Consider the following 18,419-nt stretch of genomic DNA (forward strand, 5'->3'; position numbering starts at 1 on the left):
TTGCTTATCGCGATTTGGCATTGCCAGCGCCTGTGACCGGGGCGGCGGCCAGGGAGTTTGTCATCATGAAGCTGCAGCAGCTGCGCTATATCTGGGAAGTCACCCGCCACAACCTCAACGTCTCGGCCACCGCCCAGAGCCTGTTCACCTCCCAGCCGGGGATCTCCAAGCAGATTCGCCTGCTGGAGGACGAGCTGGGGGTGGAGATCTTCGCCCGCAGCGGCAAGCACCTGACCCGGGTGACCCCGGCCGGGCAGGCCATCGTCGAACTGGCCGGCGAGGTCCTGCGCCTGACCGAGAACATCAAGGAGGTGGCCCAGGAGTTCAGCGACGAGCGGCGCGGCAGCCTGGCCATTGCCACCACCCATACCCAGGCGCGTTACGCGCTGCCGCCGGTGATCAGCGAGTTCACCCGCAAGTATCCCGATGTGGCCCTGCACATGCAGCAGGGCACCCCCAAGCAGATCGCCCAGATGGTCAGCGACGGCCAGGCGGATTTCGCCATCGCCACCGAGTCCCTGGAACTCTTCAATGACCTGGTGCTGCTGCCCTGCTACCGCTGGAACCGCTGTCTGCTGGTCCCCCGCGGGCACCCCCTGGCCGACGAGCCCGAGCTCACCCTGGAGGCCCTGGCCCGCTATCCGCTGGTCACCTACGTGTTCGGCTTCACCGGCCGTTCCCAGCTGGACGACGCCTTCCGGGCCCGGGGGCTGACGCCCAACGTGGTGCTGACCGCCGCCGACGCCGACGTGATCAAGACCTACGTGCGCCTCGGTATGGGGGTGGGCATCGTCGCCCATATGGCGGTGGACCCGGAGCACGACACCGACCTGGTGGCGCTGGATGCCGGCCACCTCTTCGAGAGCTCCACCACCAAGATCGGCATCCGCCGCGGCACCTTCATGCGCGGCTACATGTACGACTTCCTGCAGGGCTTCGCCCCGCACCTGGAGCGTGACCTGGTCGATGCCGCCCTGGCGGCGGGGCCACGGCACGAGGCGCCGCTCTTCGAGGGGCTCACGCTGCCGGTGCGCTAGCCTCGCAGGGCCCCCACCCCCCGGAAGGGGCGGTGGGGCCTTGAGCGACGAAGGGCGCCCCGCGGGGCGCCCTTCGTCTCTCTGCTCTCTGCTCCCTGCTCCCTGCTCCGCTTCCGCTCAGCGGGGGGCGGAGGAGGGGAGGTTGGTGGCGTGCAGGCCGCACTCCTTGCCGCCCTGCTCCTCCCACCACCAGCGCCCCTCGCGCTCGTGCTGGCCGGGCAGGGTGGGGCGGGTGCAGGGCTCGCAGCCGATGCTGACGAAGCCGCGTTCATGCAGGGGGTTGTAGGGGACGTCGAACATGCGGATGTAGGTCCACACTTCCTCGCTCGACCAGTGGGTCAGCGGATTGATCTTGTAAAGCGGGCTCGCTTCGCTGCCGAAGCCGTGGTCGTGCTCGGCGATCTGCAGGCTCGAGCGGGTGCCGGGGCTCTGGTCGCGGCGCTGGCCGGTGACCCACATCGGCAGGCCGGCGAGGCGGGCGCGCAGCGGCGCCACCTTGCGGATGCCGCAGCACTCCTGATGGCCATCGCGATAGAAGCTGAAGAGTCCCTTCTCGCCCACCAGTGCCTGAACCGCCTCGGGGTCGGGGAAGCGCACGTCGATGGCGATGCCGTAATGCTCGCGGACCCGCTCGATGAAGGCGTAGGTCTCCGGATGCAGCCGGCCGGTATCCAGGGCGAAGACATGGACGGCCTCCTTCGGCGCGACCTTCAGGGCCAGGTCGATCAGCACCACGTCCTCGGCGCCGGAAAAGGAGAGCGTCAGCTCGCCGAAGGCCTGGTAGGCGGCGCGGAGGATCTCCTTGGGGGTCGCCTGGTCGTGCTCCAGGACGAAACGGTTGGGGTCGAAGCTTGCCATGCTGGCCTCCTTGGGCTCGATGGCCGTTACCCTAACAAGGCCGAGCCCGCCGCCCCCAATACCGATTTCTTGGATATCTATTCCTTTGGGGAGCAAGAGGCAAGGTTCTTATGCATTTTCTGCCAATTCATTGTCCGCGAGGGCGGCCATCAGGTGGCCGATCTTGTCGAGGGTCTCCTGATACTCCGCCTCGCCCTCGGAGTCGGCCACCAGGCCGCCGCCGCCCCACAGGTGGAGCCGGCCGTCGTCGGCCACGGCGGTGCGAATGGCAATGGAGGTGTCCATGCCCCCGCGCACGTCCACATAGCCGAGGCTGCCGCAGTAGGCGCTGCGCCGGCTCGGCTCCAGCTCCTCGATGATCTGCATGGCGCGCACCTTGGGGGCGCCGGTGATGGAGCCGCCGGGGAAGGCGGCGGCCAGCAGCTCGAGGGGCGTGCGCCCCGGGGCCAGCTCACCGGTGACCACGCTGACCAGATGGTGCACGTTGGCGTAGCTCTCCAGGCCGCACAGCTGGGGCACCCGCACGCTGCCGGGGCGGCAGACGCGGCCCAGGTCGTTGCGCAGCAGGTCGACGATCATCACGTTCTCGGCGCGGTCCTTGAGGCTGGCGGCGAGCGCGTTGGCCAGCCGCCGGTCGTCGGCGGGCGTCGCCCCCCGGGGGCGGGTGCCCTTGATGGGGCGGGTCTCCACCTTACCATCGCGGCACTCCAGGAAGCGCTCCGGCGAGAGCGAGAGGAGCGCCTGCTCGCCGTGGGCGGTGGGCCATGCCATATAGCCGGCATAGGGGGTCGGGGTGGCCTGGCGCAGGCGGCAATAGGCTGCCCACAGGTCGCCCGCGTAGGGGGCGCTGAAGCGCTGGGCCAGGTTGATCTGGTAGCAGTCACCGGCGCGGATATAGCGCTGCACGGCGGCGAAGCGCGCGAGGTAGTCGGCGCGGGAGAGCTCCCCGGTGAAGGGGGCGGTGAGCCGAAACCCGCCGGCCTCTGCGGCGGCTGCCGCCAGCCAGCCCTCCACCTGCCGGCGGCGCTCGGCAGTGGCCACTAGCCAGCTCTCGCGCCGCTCATGGTCCTGGATCAGCGCCCAGTCGTAGAGGCCGACCCGGCTCGCCGGCAGGTCGACCACCGGCCGGGCGCACTCGCCCACCGGCTCCAGCAGCCGCCCCAGGTCATAGCTCCAGTAGCCGATCAGACCCCCCAGGAAAGGCAGCTCGCTTGCCGCGTCGGGCACCGGAAGGCGCTCCAGCAGCGCCTGCTGGGCGGCGAAGGGCGAGAGCCCGGCAAGCTCGGGAACGCCGCTGACGCGGCCCCGGGCATCGACGGCAAGCGTCGCCAGCGGATCGCTGGAGAGGATGTCGAAGCGCCCTGCGGGGGCAGAGGGGCGCCCGCTGTCGAGCAGCACCGCGCCGGGGCGCCTGCGCAGGCGGGCGAAGTGCTCGAGCGGCGTCTCCTGATAGGGCAGGGGAGTGATCTGAAGGGATGCGTTCATGACCGGGCCTTGCGAAAACAGGCGGCCCATTCTAGGCGTCTCGACGGGTCTTGTCCCTGTTCTTGCCCGCCGCGGGGGCCAGCGCTGTGCTGACATTGTCGACAGCCCCTTCGATGGCAGGGGGGTTGTCTACAACCAAAGGTGAAGCTTTCCGGGGTTTCTGCGTATTGACCCCATTCTGGGGAGTGGCTACTCTCTCTTCACCGAATAATTGTCGACAATTGCCATGACCTCAGTCGAAACCGAAACCACCCCCCCGGAAGTGCGCACCCTGGCGGAGCGCGTCTTCCAGCAGCTCCAGGACGCCATCGTGCGCGGCGAGCTGGCGCCGGGCAGCAAGATCACCGAGCCGGGCCTCTCCAGGGCCTACGGCATCTCGCGCGGCCCGCTGCGCGAGGCGATGCGTCGCCTCGAGGCGCACCGCCTGATCGAGCGGGTGCCTCATGTGGGTGCCCGGGTGGTGAAGCTCTCCATGAAGGAGCTGCTGGAGCTGTTCGACGTGCGCGAGGCGCTGGAGAGCATGGCGGCCCGGCTGGCGGCCGAGCACATGACCGCCGAGGAGATCGCTGGGCTGCGCGAGCTCCTGGCGATGCATGAGCGTCAGGCCGACCTCAAGAAGGGCGAGGCCTACTTCCAGCGCGAGGGCGATCTGGACTTCCACTACCGGATCGTCCAGGGCAGCCACAATCGCATGCTGGTGACCCTGCTGTGCGACGACCTCTACTACCTGGTGCGGCTCTATCGCACCCAGTTCAGCGCCAGCGGCTCGCGGCCTCAGCGCGCCTTCGTCGAGCACCATCGCATCGTCGATGCCATCGAGGCCGGCGATGCCGAGCTTGCCGAACTGCTGATGCGGCGTCACGTCAGCGCCTCACGGGCCAATGTGGTCGACCGCTATGCGGCCACCCTGCGTCAGGCGGCCGAGACCACATCCTGATTCGAACCGAACCCCCGCGGCCCGGACCTTCCAGGCCAGCCCCCTACAGGAGAGAGACCATGACCCAGCAGACCCCCGGCGCCCGCTTCCGTGCCGCCCTCGAGGCCAATCGCCCGCTGCCCATCGTCGGTACCATCAACGCCTACACCGCCATGATGGCCAAGCGCGTCGGCCACCAGGCCATCTATCTCTCCGGCGGCGGCGTGGCCAATGCCTCCTTCGGCCTGCCGGATCTCGGCATGACCACCATGAACGACGTGGTCGAGAATGCCCACCGCATCTGCGGCCCCACCGACCTGCCGCTGCTGGTGGATATCGATACCGGCTGGGGCGGCGCCTTCAACATCGCCCGCACCGTCAAGGAGATGCAGCGCGCGGGCGTTGCCGCCGTGCACATCGAGGACCAGGTCGCCCAGAAGCGCTGCGGCCACCGCCCCAACAAGGCCATCGTCTCCCAGCAGGAGATGGTCGACCGCGTCAAGGCCGCCGCCGATGCGCGCATCGACCCGGACTTCTACCTGATCGCCCGCACCGACGCCTTCCAGAAGGATGGGCTGGATGCCGCCATCGAACGTGCCCAGGCCTGCATCGAGGCCGGCGCCGACGCCATCTTCGCCGAGGCGGTGCACACCCTGGACGACTACAAGGCCTTCTGCGAGCGCGTCGACGCGCCGATCCTGGCCAACATCACCGAGTTCGGCGCCACGCCGCTGTTCTCCCAGCAGGAACTGGGCGAGGTGGGCTGCCGCATGGTGCTCTATCCGCTGTCCGCCTTCCGCGCCATGAACGCCGCGGCGCTCAAGGTCTATCAGAGCATCCATGCCAACGGCCACCAGCGCGACGTGGTGGAGCTGATGCAGACTCGCGACGAGCTCTACGACTTCCTGAACTACCACAGCTTCGAGCAGAAGCTCGATGCGCTCTTTGCCGAGAAGGGCAGCGACGCCTGAGTCGCGCCCGCCAGTCACTTCGGATACCTACAAGAGGAGAGAGATCATGGTTGATAAACCCATCGGCGGCGCCGGCCTGCGTGGCCAGAGTGCAGGTACCACCGCCCTGTGTACCGTGGGCAAGACCGGTTCCGGCCTGACCTATCGCGGCTTCGACATCAAGGAGCTGGCGGAAAAGGCGAAGTTCGAGGAAGTGGCCTACCTGCTGCTCAAGGGCAAGCTGCCCAACCAGGCCGAGCTCGACGCCTACATTTCCAAGCTCAAGGGCCTGCGTGGCCTGCCGCAGCCGCTCAAGACCGTGCTGGAGCAGATCCCCAAGGACGCCCACCCCATGGACGTGATGCGCACCGGCGCCTCCATGCTGGGCAACCTGGAGACCGAGCAGAGCTTCGACGAGCAGCAGGATGTCTCCGACCGCCTGCTGGCCGTGCTGCCCTCGATCATCTGCTACTGGTACCGCTTCAGCCACGACGGCGTGCGCATCGAGACCGAGACCGACGATGACTCCGTGGGTGCCCACTTCCTGCACCTGCTGCGCGGCGAGGCCCCCTCCGAGCTGCATGCTCGCGTCATGAACGTCTCGCTGATCCTCTACGCCGAGCACGAGTTCAACGCCTCGACCTTCACCGCGCGCGTCTGCGCCTCGACTCTCTCCGACATGCACTCCTGCGTGACCGGCGCCATCGGCTCGCTGCGCGGTCCGCTCCACGGCGGCGCCAACGAGGCGGCCATGGACATGATCGAGAACTGGGCCTCCGCCGACGAGGCCGAGCGCGAGATCATGGGCATGCTCGAGCGCAAGGAGAAGATCATGGGCTTCGGCCATGCGATCTATCGCGAGTCCGACCCGCGCAACGCCATCATCAAGGAGTGGTCGAAGAAGCTGGCCGAGGACGTGGGTGACACGGTGCTCTACCCGGTCTCCGAGCGCGTCGAGGCGGTGATGTGGCGCGAGAAGAAGCTGTTCTGCAACGCCGACTTCTTCCATGCCAGCGCCTACCACTTCATGGACATCCCCACCAAGCTGTTCACGCCGATCTTCGTCTGCTCGCGCGTTACCGGCTGGGCGGCTCATGTCTTCGAGCAGCGCGCCAACAACCGTATCATTCGCCCGAGCGCCGATTACGTCGGCCCGGAGAAGAGCGAGTGGGTGCCCATCGAGGATCGGGGTTGAGTATGAATACGGACTACCGTAAACCGCTTCCCGGCACCGAGCTGGACTACTTCGACGTGCGTGCGGCCGTCGAGGAGATCCAGCCCGGTGCCTATGACACCCTTCCCTACACCTCCCGGGTGCTCGCCGAGCAGCTGGTGCGTCGCTGCGAGCCGGAATTGCTCAACGATGCCCTCAAGCAGCTGATCGAGCGCCGCCGTGACCTGGACTTCCCCTGGTACCCGGCCCGGGTGGTGTGCCACGACATCCTCGGCCAGACGGCGCTTGTCGACCTGGCCGGCCTGCGCGACGCCATCGCCGAGCAGGGCGGTGACCCCGCCAAGGTCAACCCGGTGGTGCCGACCCAGCTGATCGTCGACCACTCGCTCGCTGTGGAGCACGCCGGCTTCGAGCCGGACGCCTTCGAGAAGAACCGCGCCATCGAGGATCGTCGCAACGAGGACCGTTTCCACTTCATCGAGTGGACCAAGACCGCCTTCGAGAACGTCGACGTGATCCCCGCCGGCAACGGCATCATGCACCAGATCAACCTGGAGAAGATGTCGCCGGTGGTCCAGGCGCGCCCGGATGAGAATGGAAAGCGCGTGGCCTATCCCGACACCTGCGTGGGCACCGACAGCCACACGCCGCACATCGACTGCCTGGGCGTCATCGCCATCGGCGTCGGTGGCCTCGAAGCCGAGACCGTGATGCTGGGCCGTCCCTCCATGATGCGGCTGCCCGACATTGTCGGCGTGGAGCTGACCGGCAGGCCCAAGCCCGGCATCACCGCCACCGATATCGTGCTGGCGATCACCGAGTTCCTGCGCAAGGAGCGCGTGGTCGGCGCCTATCTCGAGTTCTACGGCGAGGGGGCCAAGAGTCTCACCATCGGCGACCGCGCCACCATCTCCAACATGACCCCGGAGTACGGGGCCACCGCGGCGATGTTCTACATCGACGAGCAGACCATTGACTACCTGACGCTCACCGGCCGCGAGCCGGAGCAGGTCGAGCTGGTGGAAAAGTACGCCAAGCAGACCGGCCTGTGGGCCGACAGCCTGGCCAACGCCCAGTACGAGCGGGTGCTGACCTTCGATCTTTCCAGCGTCGAGCGCAACCTGGCCGGCCCCTCCAACCCGCACCGCCGCCTGCCCACCAGTGCGCTGCACGAGCGCGGCATCGCCGTGGACTACGACAAGGCCCAGGCGGAGGAGAAGGAAGGCCGGATGCCCGATGGCGCGGTGATCATCGCCGCCATCACCAGCTGCACCAATACCTCGAACCCGCGCAACGTGGTGGGAGCGGGCCTGCTCGCCAAGAAGGCCAACGAGCTCGGCCTGATTCGCAAGCCCTGGGTGAAGTCGTCCTTCGCCCCGGGGTCCAAGGTCGCGCGGCTCTATCTCGAAGAGTCAGGCCTGCTGCCGGAGCTGGAGAAGCTCGGCTTCGGCATCGTCGCCTACGCCTGCACCACCTGTAACGGCATGTCCGGGGCGCTGGATCCCAAGATCCAGCAGGAGATCATCGACCGCGATCTCTACGCCACCGCCGTGCTCTCCGGCAACCGCAACTTCGACGGCCGCATCCACCCCTACGCCAAGCAGGCCTTCCTGGCCTCGCCGGCGCTGGTGGTGGCCTACGCCATCGCCGGGACCGTGCGCTTCGACATCGAGAAGGACGTGCTGGGCACCGACAAGGACGGCAACTCGGTCACCCTCAAGGACCTGTGGCCCTCCGACGAGGAGATCGACGCCATCGTCGGCGAGTTCGTCAAGCCGGAGCAGTTCAAGCAGGTCTACATCCCGATGTTCGACCTGGACGCCTTCGAGAAGGCCGAGAGCCCGCTCTACGACTGGCGCCCGCAGAGCACCTACATCCGCCGCCCGCCCTACTGGGAAGGCACCATGGCGGCCGAGCGCGAGCTCAAGGGCATGCGGCCCCTGGCGATCCTGCCGGACAACATCACCACCGACCATCTGTCGCCGTCGAATGCCATCATGATGGACAGTGCGGCGGGCGAGTACCTGCACAAGATGGGCCTGCCGGAGGAGGACTTCAACTCCTACGCCACCCACCGCGGCGACCATCTCACCGCCCAGCGGGCGACGCTCGCCAACCCCAAGCTCTTCAACGAGATGGTGCGGGACGACGCAGGCGAGGTGGTGCAGGGGTCGCTGGCGCGGGTCGAGCCGGAAGGCCAGGTGATGCGCATGTGGGAGGCCATCGAGACCTACATGAACCGCAAGCAGCCGCTGATCATCATCGCCGGCGCCGACTACGGTCAGGGCTCGTCCCGTGACTGGGCGGCCAAGGGCGTGGCGCTGGCTGGGGTCGAGGCGATCGTGGCCGAGGGCTTCGAGCGCATCCACCGTACCAACCTGATCGGCATGGGCGTGATGCCGCTGCAGTTCCAGGAGGGCACCACTCGCCACACCCTGCAGCTCGACGGCACCGAGACCTATGACGTGGAAGGCAAGGCGGCGCCGGGCGCGACCCTGGAACTGGTCATCCATCGCAAGACCGGCGAAGTCGACCGGGTGCCGGTGACCTGCCGCCTGGATACCGCGGAAGAGGTCACCGTCTACTCCGCCGGTGGCGTGCTGCAGCGCTTTGCCAAGGACTTCCTGGAGTCCACGGCCGAGGCGACAAGCTGACGCCGGGTGAACGCCTGACTAGGTAGATCCCTATCGACCCGGCGCCGCAAGGCCCGGGTCGATCTTTACCTTCTTCAGCCTCTTTATCCTATTTACCTTCAAGGAAGCGACCTTCATGGCTCACGTTCCCCAGATTCGTATTCCCGCCACCTACATGCGCGGCGGCACCAGCAAGGGCGTCTTCTTCCGGCTCGACGACCTGCCCGAGGCGGCGCGCAAGCCCGGTGAGGCCCGGGACCGCTTGCTGATGCGGGTGATCGGCAGCCCCGACCCCTACCAGAAGCAGATCGATGGCATGGGCGGGGCCACCTCCAGCACCAGCAAGACGGTGATTCTCTCGAAGAGTGAGAGCCCCGACCATGACGTGGACTATCTCTTCGGCCAGGTCGCCATCGACAAGGCCTTCGTCGACTGGAGCGGCAACTGCGGCAACCTCTCTGCCGCCGTTGGGCCCTTTGCCGTGGCCAACGGCCTGGTCGACTCGGCGCGCATCCCCGATAACGGCGTGGTGGAGGTGCGCATCTGGCAGGTCAATATCGGCAAGACCATCGTCTGCCAGGTGCCCATCACCAACGGCGAGGTGCAGGAGACCGGCGACTTCGAGCTCGACGGCGTGACCTTCCCGGCGGCCGAGGTGCCGGTGGCCTTCAAGGACCCCGCCGACGGCGGGGGGGCGATCTTCCCCACCGGCAACCTGGTGGATGAGCTGGAGGTGCCGGCTGATGTGGTGGAGGGGGGCACCCTCAAGGCCACCCTGATCAACGCCGGCATTCCCACCGTCTTCGTCAACGCGGATGAGATCGGCTACACCGGCGCCGAGCTGCAGGAGGCGATCAACGGCGACGCCGAGGCGCTGGCGCGCTTCGAGACGATCCGCGCCCACGGCGCGGTGAAGATGGGGCTGATCAAGGACGTGGCCGAGGCGGCCTCTCGCCAGCACACTCCCAAGGTCGCCTTCGTGGCGCCCCCGGCGAGCTATAGCGCCTCCAGTGGCAAGGCGGTCGAGGCTGAATCCATCGACCTGCTGGTGCGGGCGCTCTCCATGGGCAAGCTGCATCACGCCATGATGGGTACCGCGGCGGTGGCGATCGCCTCCGCCGCGGCTATCGAGGGTACCCTGGTCAACCTGGCCGCCGGCGGCGGCAAGCGCAACGCCGTCACCTTCGGCCACCCCTCCGGCACCCTGCGGGTGGGTGCCGCGGCTAGCCTGGTGGACGGTCGCTGGGTGATCGACGAGGCGGTGATGAGCCGCAGCGCCCGGGTGCTGATGGAGGGCTTCGTACGTATTCCCGGCGACAGCTTCTGATCGATCTGCCTGTGGGTGCCAGGAGCCCGGAGCCTCGTTGAGCTCCGGGTCCCTGGCTTCGCCGAGCGATATCTTGATATGGGTCATGGCCCTTTGCGTGTCGTTGAGCTACATTTTTCTAGCGGAAGGGGTTGCACCCCTCGGGGGAAAGCCGTAAAGTACGCATCCGCTGCCGGTGACCAGCAAGGTTGCAGGCGGTGAAAGGTGGTAGAAGTGCTTGTTCTGCTTGAGATTTTTGAAAGTTTCGAAAATCTTCTCGCTTGACACTCACCGCGGATTCGCTAGAATGCGCACCACTTGTTCTGCAGGGCTCGCTGAGGGCTCTATTCGCAGCGCCTCGGCAAGATGAGGCGGGCAGTCAGCGAAAATCGGACGGGGTGCCACGCACCGCCAATCGCCGCTTGACACGCTGAAGCGAATCGGTAGAATGCGCCTTCCTCGCAGGGCGCTGGCGACAGAGAGTTCACTCTCACCGACAGCAAGCGAGACGCTCCACTCGAATGTCGAGACGGGAGCCGCTCTTTAACAATCGATCAGGTAATTCATGTGGGCGCTTGTCGATGTGTCGGTGACCAGTCACTGAAACATCAAGGCAAGCGACTCGTCAAAGATCTTCGGATCTTTTTGAGAACGTTTGAACCTTGAGCCAAGTTTGGTCCGCTTCCTTCTTTGAAGGGTAAGGACTATACGATCTTAAACTGAAGAGTTTGATCATGGCTCAGATTGAACGCTGGCGGCAGGCCTAACACATGCAAGTCGAGCGGCAGCACGGGAAGCTTGCTTCCTGGTGGCGAGCGGCGGACGGGTGAGTAATGCATAGAAATCTGCCCGGTAGTGGGGGATAACCTGGGGAAACCCAGGCTAATACCGCATACGTCCTACGGGAGAAAGCAGGGGATCTTCGGACCTTGCGCTATCGGATGAGTCTATGTCGGATTAGCTTGTTGGTGAGGTAATGGCTCACCAAGGCGACGATCCGTAGCTGGTCTGAGAGGATGATCAGCCACATCGGGACTGAGACACGGCCCGAACTCCTACGGGAGGCAGCAGTGGGGAATATTGGACAATGGGCGAAAGCCTGATCCAGCCATGCCGCGTGTGTGAAGAAGGCCTTCGGGTTGTAAAGCACTTTCAGTGGGGAAGAAAGCCTTGGGGCTAATACCCTCGAGGAAGGACATCACCCACAGAAGAAGCACCGGCTAACTCCGTGCCAGCAGCCGCGGTAATACGGAGGGTGCGAGCGTTAATCGGAATTACTGGGCGTAAAGCGCGCGTAGGCGGTCTGATAAGCCGGTTGTGAAAGCCCCGGGCTCAACCTGGGAACGGCATCCGGAACTGTCAGGCTAGAGTGCAGGAGAGGAAGGTAGAATTCCCGGTGTAGCGGTGAAATGCGTAGAGATCGGGAGGAATACCAGTGGCGAAGGCGGCCTTCTGGACTGACACTGACGCTGAGGTGCGAAAGCGTGGGTAGCAAACAGGATTAGATACCCTGGTAGTCCACGCCGTAAACGATGTCGACTAGCCGTTGGGCTCCTTGAGAGCTTTGTGGCGCAGTTAACGCGATAAGTCGACCGCCTGGGGAGTACGGCCGCAAGGTTAAAACTCAAATGAATTGACGGGGGCCCGCACAAGCGGTGGAGCATGTGGTTTAATTCGATGCAACGCGAAGAACCTTACCTACCCTTGACATCGTGCGAACTTGGTAGAGATGCCTTGGTGCCTTCGGGAACGCACAGACAGGTGCTGCATGGCTGTCGTCAGCTCGTGTTGTGAAATGTTGGGTTAAGTCCCGTAACGAGCGCAACCCTTGTCCTTATTTGCCAGCGAGTCATGTCGGGAACTCTAAGGAGACTGCCGGTGACAAACCGGAGGAAGGTGGGGACGACGTCAAGTCATCATGGCCCTTACGGGTAGGGCTACACACGTGCTACAATGGCCGGTACAAAGGGTTGCGAAGCCGCGAGGTGGAGCTAATCCCGAAAAGCTGGTCTCAGTCCGGATCGGAGTCTGCAACTCGACTCCGTGAAGTCGGAATCGCTAGTAATCGTGAATCAGAATGTCACGGTGAATACGTTCCCGGGCCTTGTACACACCGCCCGTCACACCATGGGAGTGGACTGCACCAGAAGTGGTTAGCCTAACTTCGGAGGGCGATCACCACGGTGTGGTTCATGACTGGGGTGAAGTCGTAACAAGGTAGCCGTAGGGGAACCTGCGGCTGGATCACCTCCTTATCGACGACGTCCCGACACGCGGCAAGTGCTCACAATGAATTACCTGATCGACCAGAGCAAAGACTGTTTGGGTATAGGCCCAGCGTGACCAATGGGTCTGTAGCTCAGTTGGTTAGAGCGCACCCCTGATAAGGGTGAGGTCGGCAGTTCAAATCTGCCCAGACCCACCATTCTCTGAACGACCGGGCAGCTCAGTTGGTTAGAGCGCACCCCCGGAAGTTCTGTGAAGAGAAGGGTGAGGTCGCGGGGTTTGTTTCAAATCTGCCCAGACCCACCAAATTTTATCCAGTCCTGCGTTATTTTGTGACTCGCATAGCAGGCTATGCGTCGCCACAAAATGCCTTGGTCTGAATAAAATTGCCCAGTGTTGGGTAATCAGTGGGGCCATAGCTCAGCTGGGAGAGCGCCTGCCTTGCACGCAGGAGGTCAGCGGTTCGATCCCGCTTGGCTCCACCATCCTCCCCCACAACAGTCATTACCTGATCGGATCCGCAGTCATAAGCCATCCTTGCACTTCGCAATGACCGGTTTATGACTGTCGATTGACAGTCTGCTCTTTAACAATGTGAATCATGCTGACAAACGTTCCTTCCTGGAGAGATTCAGGAAGAACATGAGATACGTCTCAAGCGTATCCGGCAATTGTCAAACTGTCATCGCAGATCAGACCCCTTGGGGTTATATGGTCAAGCGATGAAGCGCACACGGTGGATGCCTAGGCAGCCAGAGGCGATGAAAGACGTGGTAGCCTGCGATAAGGCTCGGCGAGGTGGCAAACGACCTGTGACCCGGGCATTTCTGAATGGGGAAACCCACCCTGCATAAGCAGGGTATCCCACACTGAATACATAGGTGTTGGGAGGCGAACCGGGGGAACTGAAACATCTAAGTACCCCGAGGAAAAGAAATCAACCGAGATTCCCCCAGTAGCGGCGAGCGAACGGGGACCAGCCCTTAAGCATGTGACTGATTAGACGAACGCGCTGGGAAGCGCGGCCATAGTGGGTGATAGCCCCGTAGTCGAAAATCTGATCATGTGAAATCGAGTAGGTCGGGGCACGTGAAACCTTGACTGAATATGGGGGGACCATCCTCCAAGGCTAAATACTCCTGGCTGACCGATAGTGAACCAGTACCGTGAGGGAAAGGCGAAAAGAACCCCGGAGAGGGGAGTGAAATAGATCCTGAAACCGTGTGCGTACAAGCAGTGGGAGCAGACTTGTTCTGTGACCGCGTACCTTTTGTATAATGGGTCAGCGACTTATTTTCAGTGGCGAGCTTAACCGTATAGGGGAGGCGTAGGGAAACCGAGTCTTAACTGGGCGACCAGTCGCTGGGAATAGACCCGAAACCGGGCGATCTATCCATGAGCAGGTTGAAGGTTGAGTAACATCAACTGGAGGACCGAACCAGGATCTGTTGAAAAAGATTTGGATGACTTGTGGATCGGAGTGAAAGGCTAATCAAGCCCGGAGATAGCTGGGTCTCTCCTCGAAAAAGCTATTTAGGTAGCGCCTCACGTATCACCGCCGGGGGTAGAGCACTGTTTCGGCTAGGGGGTCATCCCGACTTACCAACCCGAGGCAAACTCCGAATACCGGTGAGTGCAGCGTGGGAGACACACAGCGGGTGCTAACGTCCGTTGTGAAAAGGGAAAACAACCCAGACCGTCAGCTAAGGCCCCGAAATCCTGGTTAAGTGGGAAACGAGGTGGGAAGGCTCAGACAGCTAGGAGGTTGGCTTAGAAGCAGCCATCCTTTAAAGAAAGCGTAATAGCTCACTAGTCGAGTCGGCCTGCGCGGAAGATGTAACGGGGCTCAAACCAGGTGCCGAAGCTACGGGTTCATCCTCTGGATGAGCGGTAGAGGAGCGTCGTGTAAGCCGATGAAGGTGGATTGAGAAGTCTGCTGGAGGTATCACGAGTGCGAATGCTGACATGAGTAACGACAAGGGGAGTGAAAAACTCCCCCCCGCCGGAAGACCAAGGTTTCTGTTCGACGCTAATCGGAGCAGAGTGAGTCGGCCCCTAAGGCGAGGCCGAAAGGCGTAGTCGATGGGAAACGGGTCAATATTCCCGTACCTCACTGTATTGCGATGGGGGGGGACGAAGAAGGCTAGGTGAGCCAGGCGTTGGTTGTCCTGGTGAAAGCCAGTAGGCTGGGATCTCAGGCAAATCCGGGATCCTAAGGCCGAGAGGCGAGACGAACTGACCACGGTCAGGAAGTCATCGATGCCACGCTTCCAGGAAAAGCCTCTAAGCTTCAGATACAGTGGGACCGTACCCCAAACCGACACAGGTGGTCAGGTAGAGAATACCAAGGCGCTTGAGAGAACTCGGGTGAAGGAACTAGGCAAAATGGTGCCGTAACTTCGGGAGAAGGCACGCCGCGTTAGTGTGAAGGGACTTGCTCCCGGAGCACGAGGCGGTCGAAGATACCAGGTGGCTGCAACTGTTTTTATTAAAAACACAGCACTCTGCAAACGCGCAAGCGGACGTATAGGGTGTGACGCCTGCCCGGTGCCGGAAGGTTAATTGATGGTGTTAGCGCAAGCGAAGCTCCTGATCGAAGCCCCGGTAAACGGCGGCCGTAACTATAACGGTCCTAAGGTAGCGAAATTCCTTGTCGGGTAAGTTCCGACCTGCACGAATGGCGTAATGATGGCCACGCTGTCTCCACCCGAGACTCAGTGAAATTGAAATCGCAGTGAAGATGCTGTGTACCCGCGGCTAGACGGAAAGACCCCGTGAACCTTTACTATAGCTTCACACTGGACGCTGATGTTGCTTGTGTAGGATAGCTGGGAGGCTTTGAAACCCGGACGCCAGTTCGGGTGGAGCCAACCTTGAAATACCAGCCTGGCATCATTGGCGTTCTAACTCAGGTCCGTTATCCGGATCGAGGACCGTGTGTGGTGGGTAGTTTGACTGGGGCGGTCTCCTCCCAAAGCGTAACGGAGGAGCACGAAGGTACCCTCAGCACGGTTGGAAATCGTGCATTGAGTGCAAGAGCATAAGGGTGCTTGACTGCGAGACAGACACGTCGAGCAGGTACGAAAGTAGGTTCTAGTGATCCGGTGGTTCTGTATGGAAGGGCCATCGCTCAACGGATAAAAGGTACTCCGGGGATAACAGGCTGATACCGCCCAAGAGTTCACATCGACGGCGGTGTTTGGCACCTCGATGTCGGCTCATCACATCCTGGGGCTGAAGTCGGTCCCAAGGGTATGGCTGTTCGCCATTTAAAGTGGTACGCGAGCTGGGTTTAGAACGTCGTGAGACAGTTCGGTCCCTATCTGCCGTGGGCGTTGGAAGTTTGAGAAGAGCTGCTCCTAGTACGAGAGGACCGGAGTGGACGCACCTCTGGTGTTCCGGTTGTCACGCCAGTGGCATTGCCGGGTAGCTATGTGCGGACAGGATAACCGCTGAAAGCATCTAAGCGGGAAGCCCCCTTCAAGATGAGACTTCCCTGAGGCCTTGAGCCTCCTGAAGGGCCCCCAGCGAGACCAGCTGGTTGATAGGTCGGGTGTGGAAGCGCTGCAAGGCGTTGAGCTAACCGATACTAATTGCCCGTGAGGCTTGACCATATAACACCCAAGTGGTCTGTCGATGACAGATGACAGCGGATACGCACGAGACGTCTCGACGTCAGCATGATTCACCGTTTTTCGCCTGACGACCATAGCGTGCGTGAACCACCTGATCCCATGCCGAACTCAGCAGTGAAACCGCTCAGCGCCGATGGTAGTGTGGGGTCTCCCCATGTGAGAGTAGGTCATCGTCAGGCACTTATAGAGAAAAGCCCCGATCATCGTGAGATGGTCGGGGTTTTTCGCATGGCGGCAGCGTATCGAGCCGGGGGTTCGCCATTGAGGGAAGAGGGCAGGGGATTAGACTTTGGTATAAAGACTAAGGTATAATGCTCGACAATGTGAACATGTCCTGAGGTCCTTTCCCATGAGCAATGCCAAGGCGATCTATCCGACCATCTGGGATCTGGCCAGCGACCAGCGTCCCGTCATCATGCCCCTGCTGCGCGGCGTGTGGCGTGCAATGATGAAGATGGCCGAGGCTCAGTGCCGGGCCCAGGCCGGCCGTGAGTACCTTCCGTACGTCTGATCGGTGCCTCTCCCTCCTGTGCATCTCTCACAGGGGGGAAGGAGAATCATGAAAAAAGCCCGGGCTTCACAGCCCGGGCTTTTTTCTTTCTGTCGACTGGCGGGAGAAGGCTTACACCACGCCCTGATCGATCATGGCGTCGGCGACCTTGCGGAAGCCGGCGATATTGGCGCCCAGCACCAGGTTGGTCGGCTCACCGAACTCCTGGGCGGTGTCGGCACACTGCTTGTGGATGTTGGCCATGATCTCCTTGAGCTTGGCGTCCACCTTTTCCAGCGGCCACTGCTCCATGCTGCTGTTCTGGGCCATCTCGAGCTGGCTGGTGGCCACGCCGCCGGCATTGGCCGCCTTGCCCGGGCCGTAGGCGATCTTGGCCTCGAGGAAGAGGTCGACGGCCTCGGCGGTGGAGGGCATGTTGGCGCCCTCGCTGATGCAGGTGACGCCGTTATCCAGCAGGGCGCGGGCATCGGCGATGGTCAGCTCGTTCTGGGTGGCGCTGGGGAAGGCGGCGTCGGCCTTGAAGCGCCAGACGGCATGGCCATCCTCGGGATAGCGGTTGGCCGGGATGTACTCCGCCTCGGGGTGCGTGGCCAGGTACTCCTCCAGGGAAGCGCGCCTGACTTCCTTGAGCTCCTTGAGCAGCTCCAGGTCGATGCCGCGGGCGTCATGGACGGTGCCGCGGGAGTCGGAGCAGGTGACCGGCTTGGCACCCAGCTCGTAGAGCTTCTCGATGGTGTAGATGGCGACGTTGCCGGCGCCGGAGACCAGGCAGGTCTTGCCTTCGATGCTCTCGCCGCGGGCCTCGAGCATGTTTTGGGCAAAGTAGACCGCACCGTAGCCGGTGGCTTCCTTGCGGCCGATGGAGCCGCCCCAGTTCAGCCCCTTGCCGGTGAGCACGCCTTCGTAGCGGCCGGTGAGGCGCTTGTACTGGCCGTACAGGTAGCCGATCTCGCGGGCGCCCACGCCGATGTCACCGGCCGGCACGTCGGTGGTCGGGCCGATGTGGCGGTAGAGCTCGTTCATGAAGGACTGGCAGAAGCGCATGATCTCGCCATCCGACTTGCCCTTGGGGTTGAAGTCGGAGCCGCCCTTGCCGCCGCCGATGGCGAGGCCGGTCAGGGCATTCTTGAAGATCTGCTCGAAGCCCAGGAACTTGATGGTTCCCGAGGTCACGCTGGGATGGAAGCGCAGCCCGCCCTTGTAGGGGCCCAGTGCGGAGTTGAACTGCACGCGGTAGCCCTTGTTGACCTGTACCTTGCCATCATCATCGGTCCAGCAGACGCGGAACATGATCTGGCGCTCGGGTTCGACGATGCGCTCGATGATGCTGTGGTCCAGGTAATGCGGACTGCGCTGAAACAGCGGGCGAAGGCACTCCAGAACCTCTTCGGCGGCCTGATAGAACTCCGTCTGCGCGGGGCTGCTCTTGCGAAGGCGTTCGAGGGTGTCGTGAACGTAGGGCATCGGCGTGTTCCTGTGTTGCAAGGTGACTTCGTGTCCGCCAATCGGGCAGACAGCCTGGAAGTGGTTTCCACGGGATTCACAATATAAAGCAATGCACCATTATGCAGCAACTGTATAGGCTATGCGTTGGTTAGACATTGATATGAGCCGAATTAGCTTGAAACTGCCGCTTTCTTTCGCACCAAATAAATACATTAGAATCTTTTCAAAAATGGTGATTAAAC

The 18,419-nt window shown here is 62.8% G+C and carries 10 protein-coding genes, 2 tRNA genes and 3 rRNA genes; 12 read left to right on the forward strand and 3 right to left on the reverse strand.

What is annotated here, in order from left to right; genetic code table 11:
* The first annotated feature begins 65 nt into the window (after nt 1-65).
* Nucleotides 66-1,037, forward strand: a complete 972-nt coding sequence (gene cysB / locus B6N23_RS15195; RefSeq protein ID WP_119021588.1) for an HTH-type transcriptional regulator CysB — start codon at nt 66-68, stop codon at nt 1,035-1,037.
* Nucleotides 1,038-1,154: 117 nt separating this feature from the next.
* Here cysB and B6N23_RS15200 read toward each other — a convergent pair whose 3' ends face one another.
* On the reverse strand, nt 1,155-1,895 hold the full coding sequence (locus B6N23_RS15200; protein WP_119021587.1) for a phosphoadenylyl-sulfate reductase: 741 nt from the start codon (nt 1,893-1,895) through the stop codon (nt 1,155-1,157).
* A 108-nt stretch (nt 1,896-2,003) separates the two neighbouring features.
* Nucleotides 2,004-3,380, reverse strand: coding sequence for an aminodeoxychorismate synthase component I (pabB, locus tag B6N23_RS15205; RefSeq protein ID WP_305500412.1), 1,377 nt, complete (start codon nt 3,378-3,380; stop codon nt 2,004-2,006).
* A gap of 226 nt (nt 3,381-3,606) precedes the next feature.
* On the opposite strand from pabB, the gene B6N23_RS15210 reads away from it, so the two are divergent.
* From B6N23_RS15210 to B6N23_RS15260, 11 genes are all read left to right on the forward strand, one after another.
* Nucleotides 3,607-4,317: a GntR family transcriptional regulator gene (locus tag B6N23_RS15210; RefSeq protein WP_169958827.1), complete on the forward strand. Its 711-nt coding sequence runs from the start codon at nt 3,607-3,609 to the stop codon at nt 4,315-4,317.
* Nucleotides 4,318-4,376: 59 nt separating this feature from the next.
* Entirely contained in the window at nt 4,377-5,267 is an 891-nt protein-coding gene (gene prpB / locus B6N23_RS15215) for a methylisocitrate lyase (protein WP_305500415.1), read from the forward strand.
* Nucleotides 5,268-5,313: 46 nt separating this feature from the next.
* Nucleotides 5,314-6,441, forward strand: a complete 1,128-nt coding sequence (prpC, locus tag B6N23_RS15220) for a bifunctional 2-methylcitrate synthase/citrate synthase (protein WP_305500417.1) — start codon at nt 5,314-5,316, stop codon at nt 6,439-6,441.
* 2 nt (nt 6,442-6,443) lie between these two features.
* Nucleotides 6,444-9,074 (forward strand): Fe/S-dependent 2-methylisocitrate dehydratase AcnD, encoded by a 2,631-nt coding sequence (gene acnD, locus B6N23_RS15225; RefSeq protein ID WP_305503839.1) that lies wholly within the window; start codon nt 6,444-6,446, stop codon nt 9,072-9,074.
* A gap of 115 nt (nt 9,075-9,189) precedes the next feature.
* Entirely contained in the window at nt 9,190-10,380 is a 1,191-nt protein-coding gene (gene prpF / locus B6N23_RS15230; RefSeq protein WP_305500419.1) for a 2-methylaconitate cis-trans isomerase PrpF, read from the forward strand.
* A 695-nt stretch (nt 10,381-11,075) separates the two neighbouring features.
* Nucleotides 11,076-12,614 (forward strand): 16S ribosomal RNA (locus tag B6N23_RS15235).
* Between the two features lie 93 nt (nt 12,615-12,707).
* Nucleotides 12,708-12,784, forward strand: a tRNA-Ile gene (locus B6N23_RS15240).
* Nucleotides 12,785-12,994: 210 nt separating this feature from the next.
* A tRNA-Ala gene (locus B6N23_RS15245) sits at nt 12,995-13,070 on the forward strand.
* A 228-nt stretch (nt 13,071-13,298) separates the two neighbouring features.
* A 23S ribosomal RNA gene (locus B6N23_RS15250) occupies nt 13,299-16,199 on the forward strand.
* A gap of 84 nt (nt 16,200-16,283) precedes the next feature.
* Nucleotides 16,284-16,399 (forward strand): 5S ribosomal RNA (rrf, locus tag B6N23_RS15255).
* The 16S, 23S and 5S rRNA genes sit together here with 2 tRNA genes alongside, the layout of an rRNA operon.
* A gap of 170 nt (nt 16,400-16,569) precedes the next feature.
* Entirely contained in the window at nt 16,570-16,731 is a 162-nt protein-coding gene (locus tag B6N23_RS15260) for a hypothetical protein (protein WP_162900024.1), read from the forward strand.
* A gap of 111 nt (nt 16,732-16,842) precedes the next feature.
* Here B6N23_RS15260 and gdhA read toward each other — a convergent pair whose 3' ends face one another.
* Nucleotides 16,843-18,195 (reverse strand): NADP-specific glutamate dehydrogenase, encoded by a 1,353-nt coding sequence (gene gdhA / locus B6N23_RS15265; RefSeq protein WP_110070443.1) that lies wholly within the window; start codon nt 18,193-18,195, stop codon nt 16,843-16,845.
* Nucleotides 18,196-18,419: the final 224 nt, after the last annotated feature.

It is taken from the genome of Halomonas alkalicola (genome assembly GCF_030704205.1).
Classification (GTDB): Bacteria; Pseudomonadota; Gammaproteobacteria; order Pseudomonadales; family Halomonadaceae; genus Halomonas; species Halomonas alkalicola.

What these genes read in the sequence shown, in the direction of transcription:
- prpB (WP_305500415.1), top strand. Translation starts at nt 4,377, where the DNA reads ATGACCCAGCAGACCCCCGGCGCCCGCTTCCGTGCCGCCCTCGAGGCC.
- prpC (WP_305500417.1), top strand. Translation starts at nt 5,314, where the DNA reads ATGGTTGATAAACCCATCGGCGGCGCCGGCCTGCGTGGCCAGAGTGCA.
- B6N23_RS15200 (WP_119021587.1), bottom strand. Translation starts at nt 1,895, where the DNA reads ATGGCAAGCTTCGACCCCAACCGTTTCGTCCTGGAGCACGACCAGGCG.
- B6N23_RS15210 (WP_169958827.1), top strand. Translation starts at nt 3,607, where the DNA reads ATGACCTCAGTCGAAACCGAAACCACCCCCCCGGAAGTGCGCACCCTG.
- gdhA (WP_110070443.1), bottom strand. Translation starts at nt 18,195, where the DNA reads ATGCCCTACGTTCACGACACCCTCGAACGCCTTCGCAAGAGCAGCCCC.
- prpF (WP_305500419.1), top strand. Translation starts at nt 9,190, where the DNA reads ATGGCTCACGTTCCCCAGATTCGTATTCCCGCCACCTACATGCGCGGC.
- cysB (WP_119021588.1), top strand. Translation starts at nt 66, where the DNA reads ATGAAGCTGCAGCAGCTGCGCTATATCTGGGAAGTCACCCGCCACAAC.
- B6N23_RS15260 (WP_162900024.1), top strand. Translation starts at nt 16,570, where the DNA reads ATGAGCAATGCCAAGGCGATCTATCCGACCATCTGGGATCTGGCCAGC.
- pabB (WP_305500412.1), bottom strand. Translation starts at nt 3,380, where the DNA reads ATGAACGCATCCCTTCAGATCACTCCCCTGCCCTATCAGGAGACGCCG.
- acnD (WP_305503839.1), top strand. Translation starts at nt 6,444, where the DNA reads ATGAATACGGACTACCGTAAACCGCTTCCCGGCACCGAGCTGGACTAC.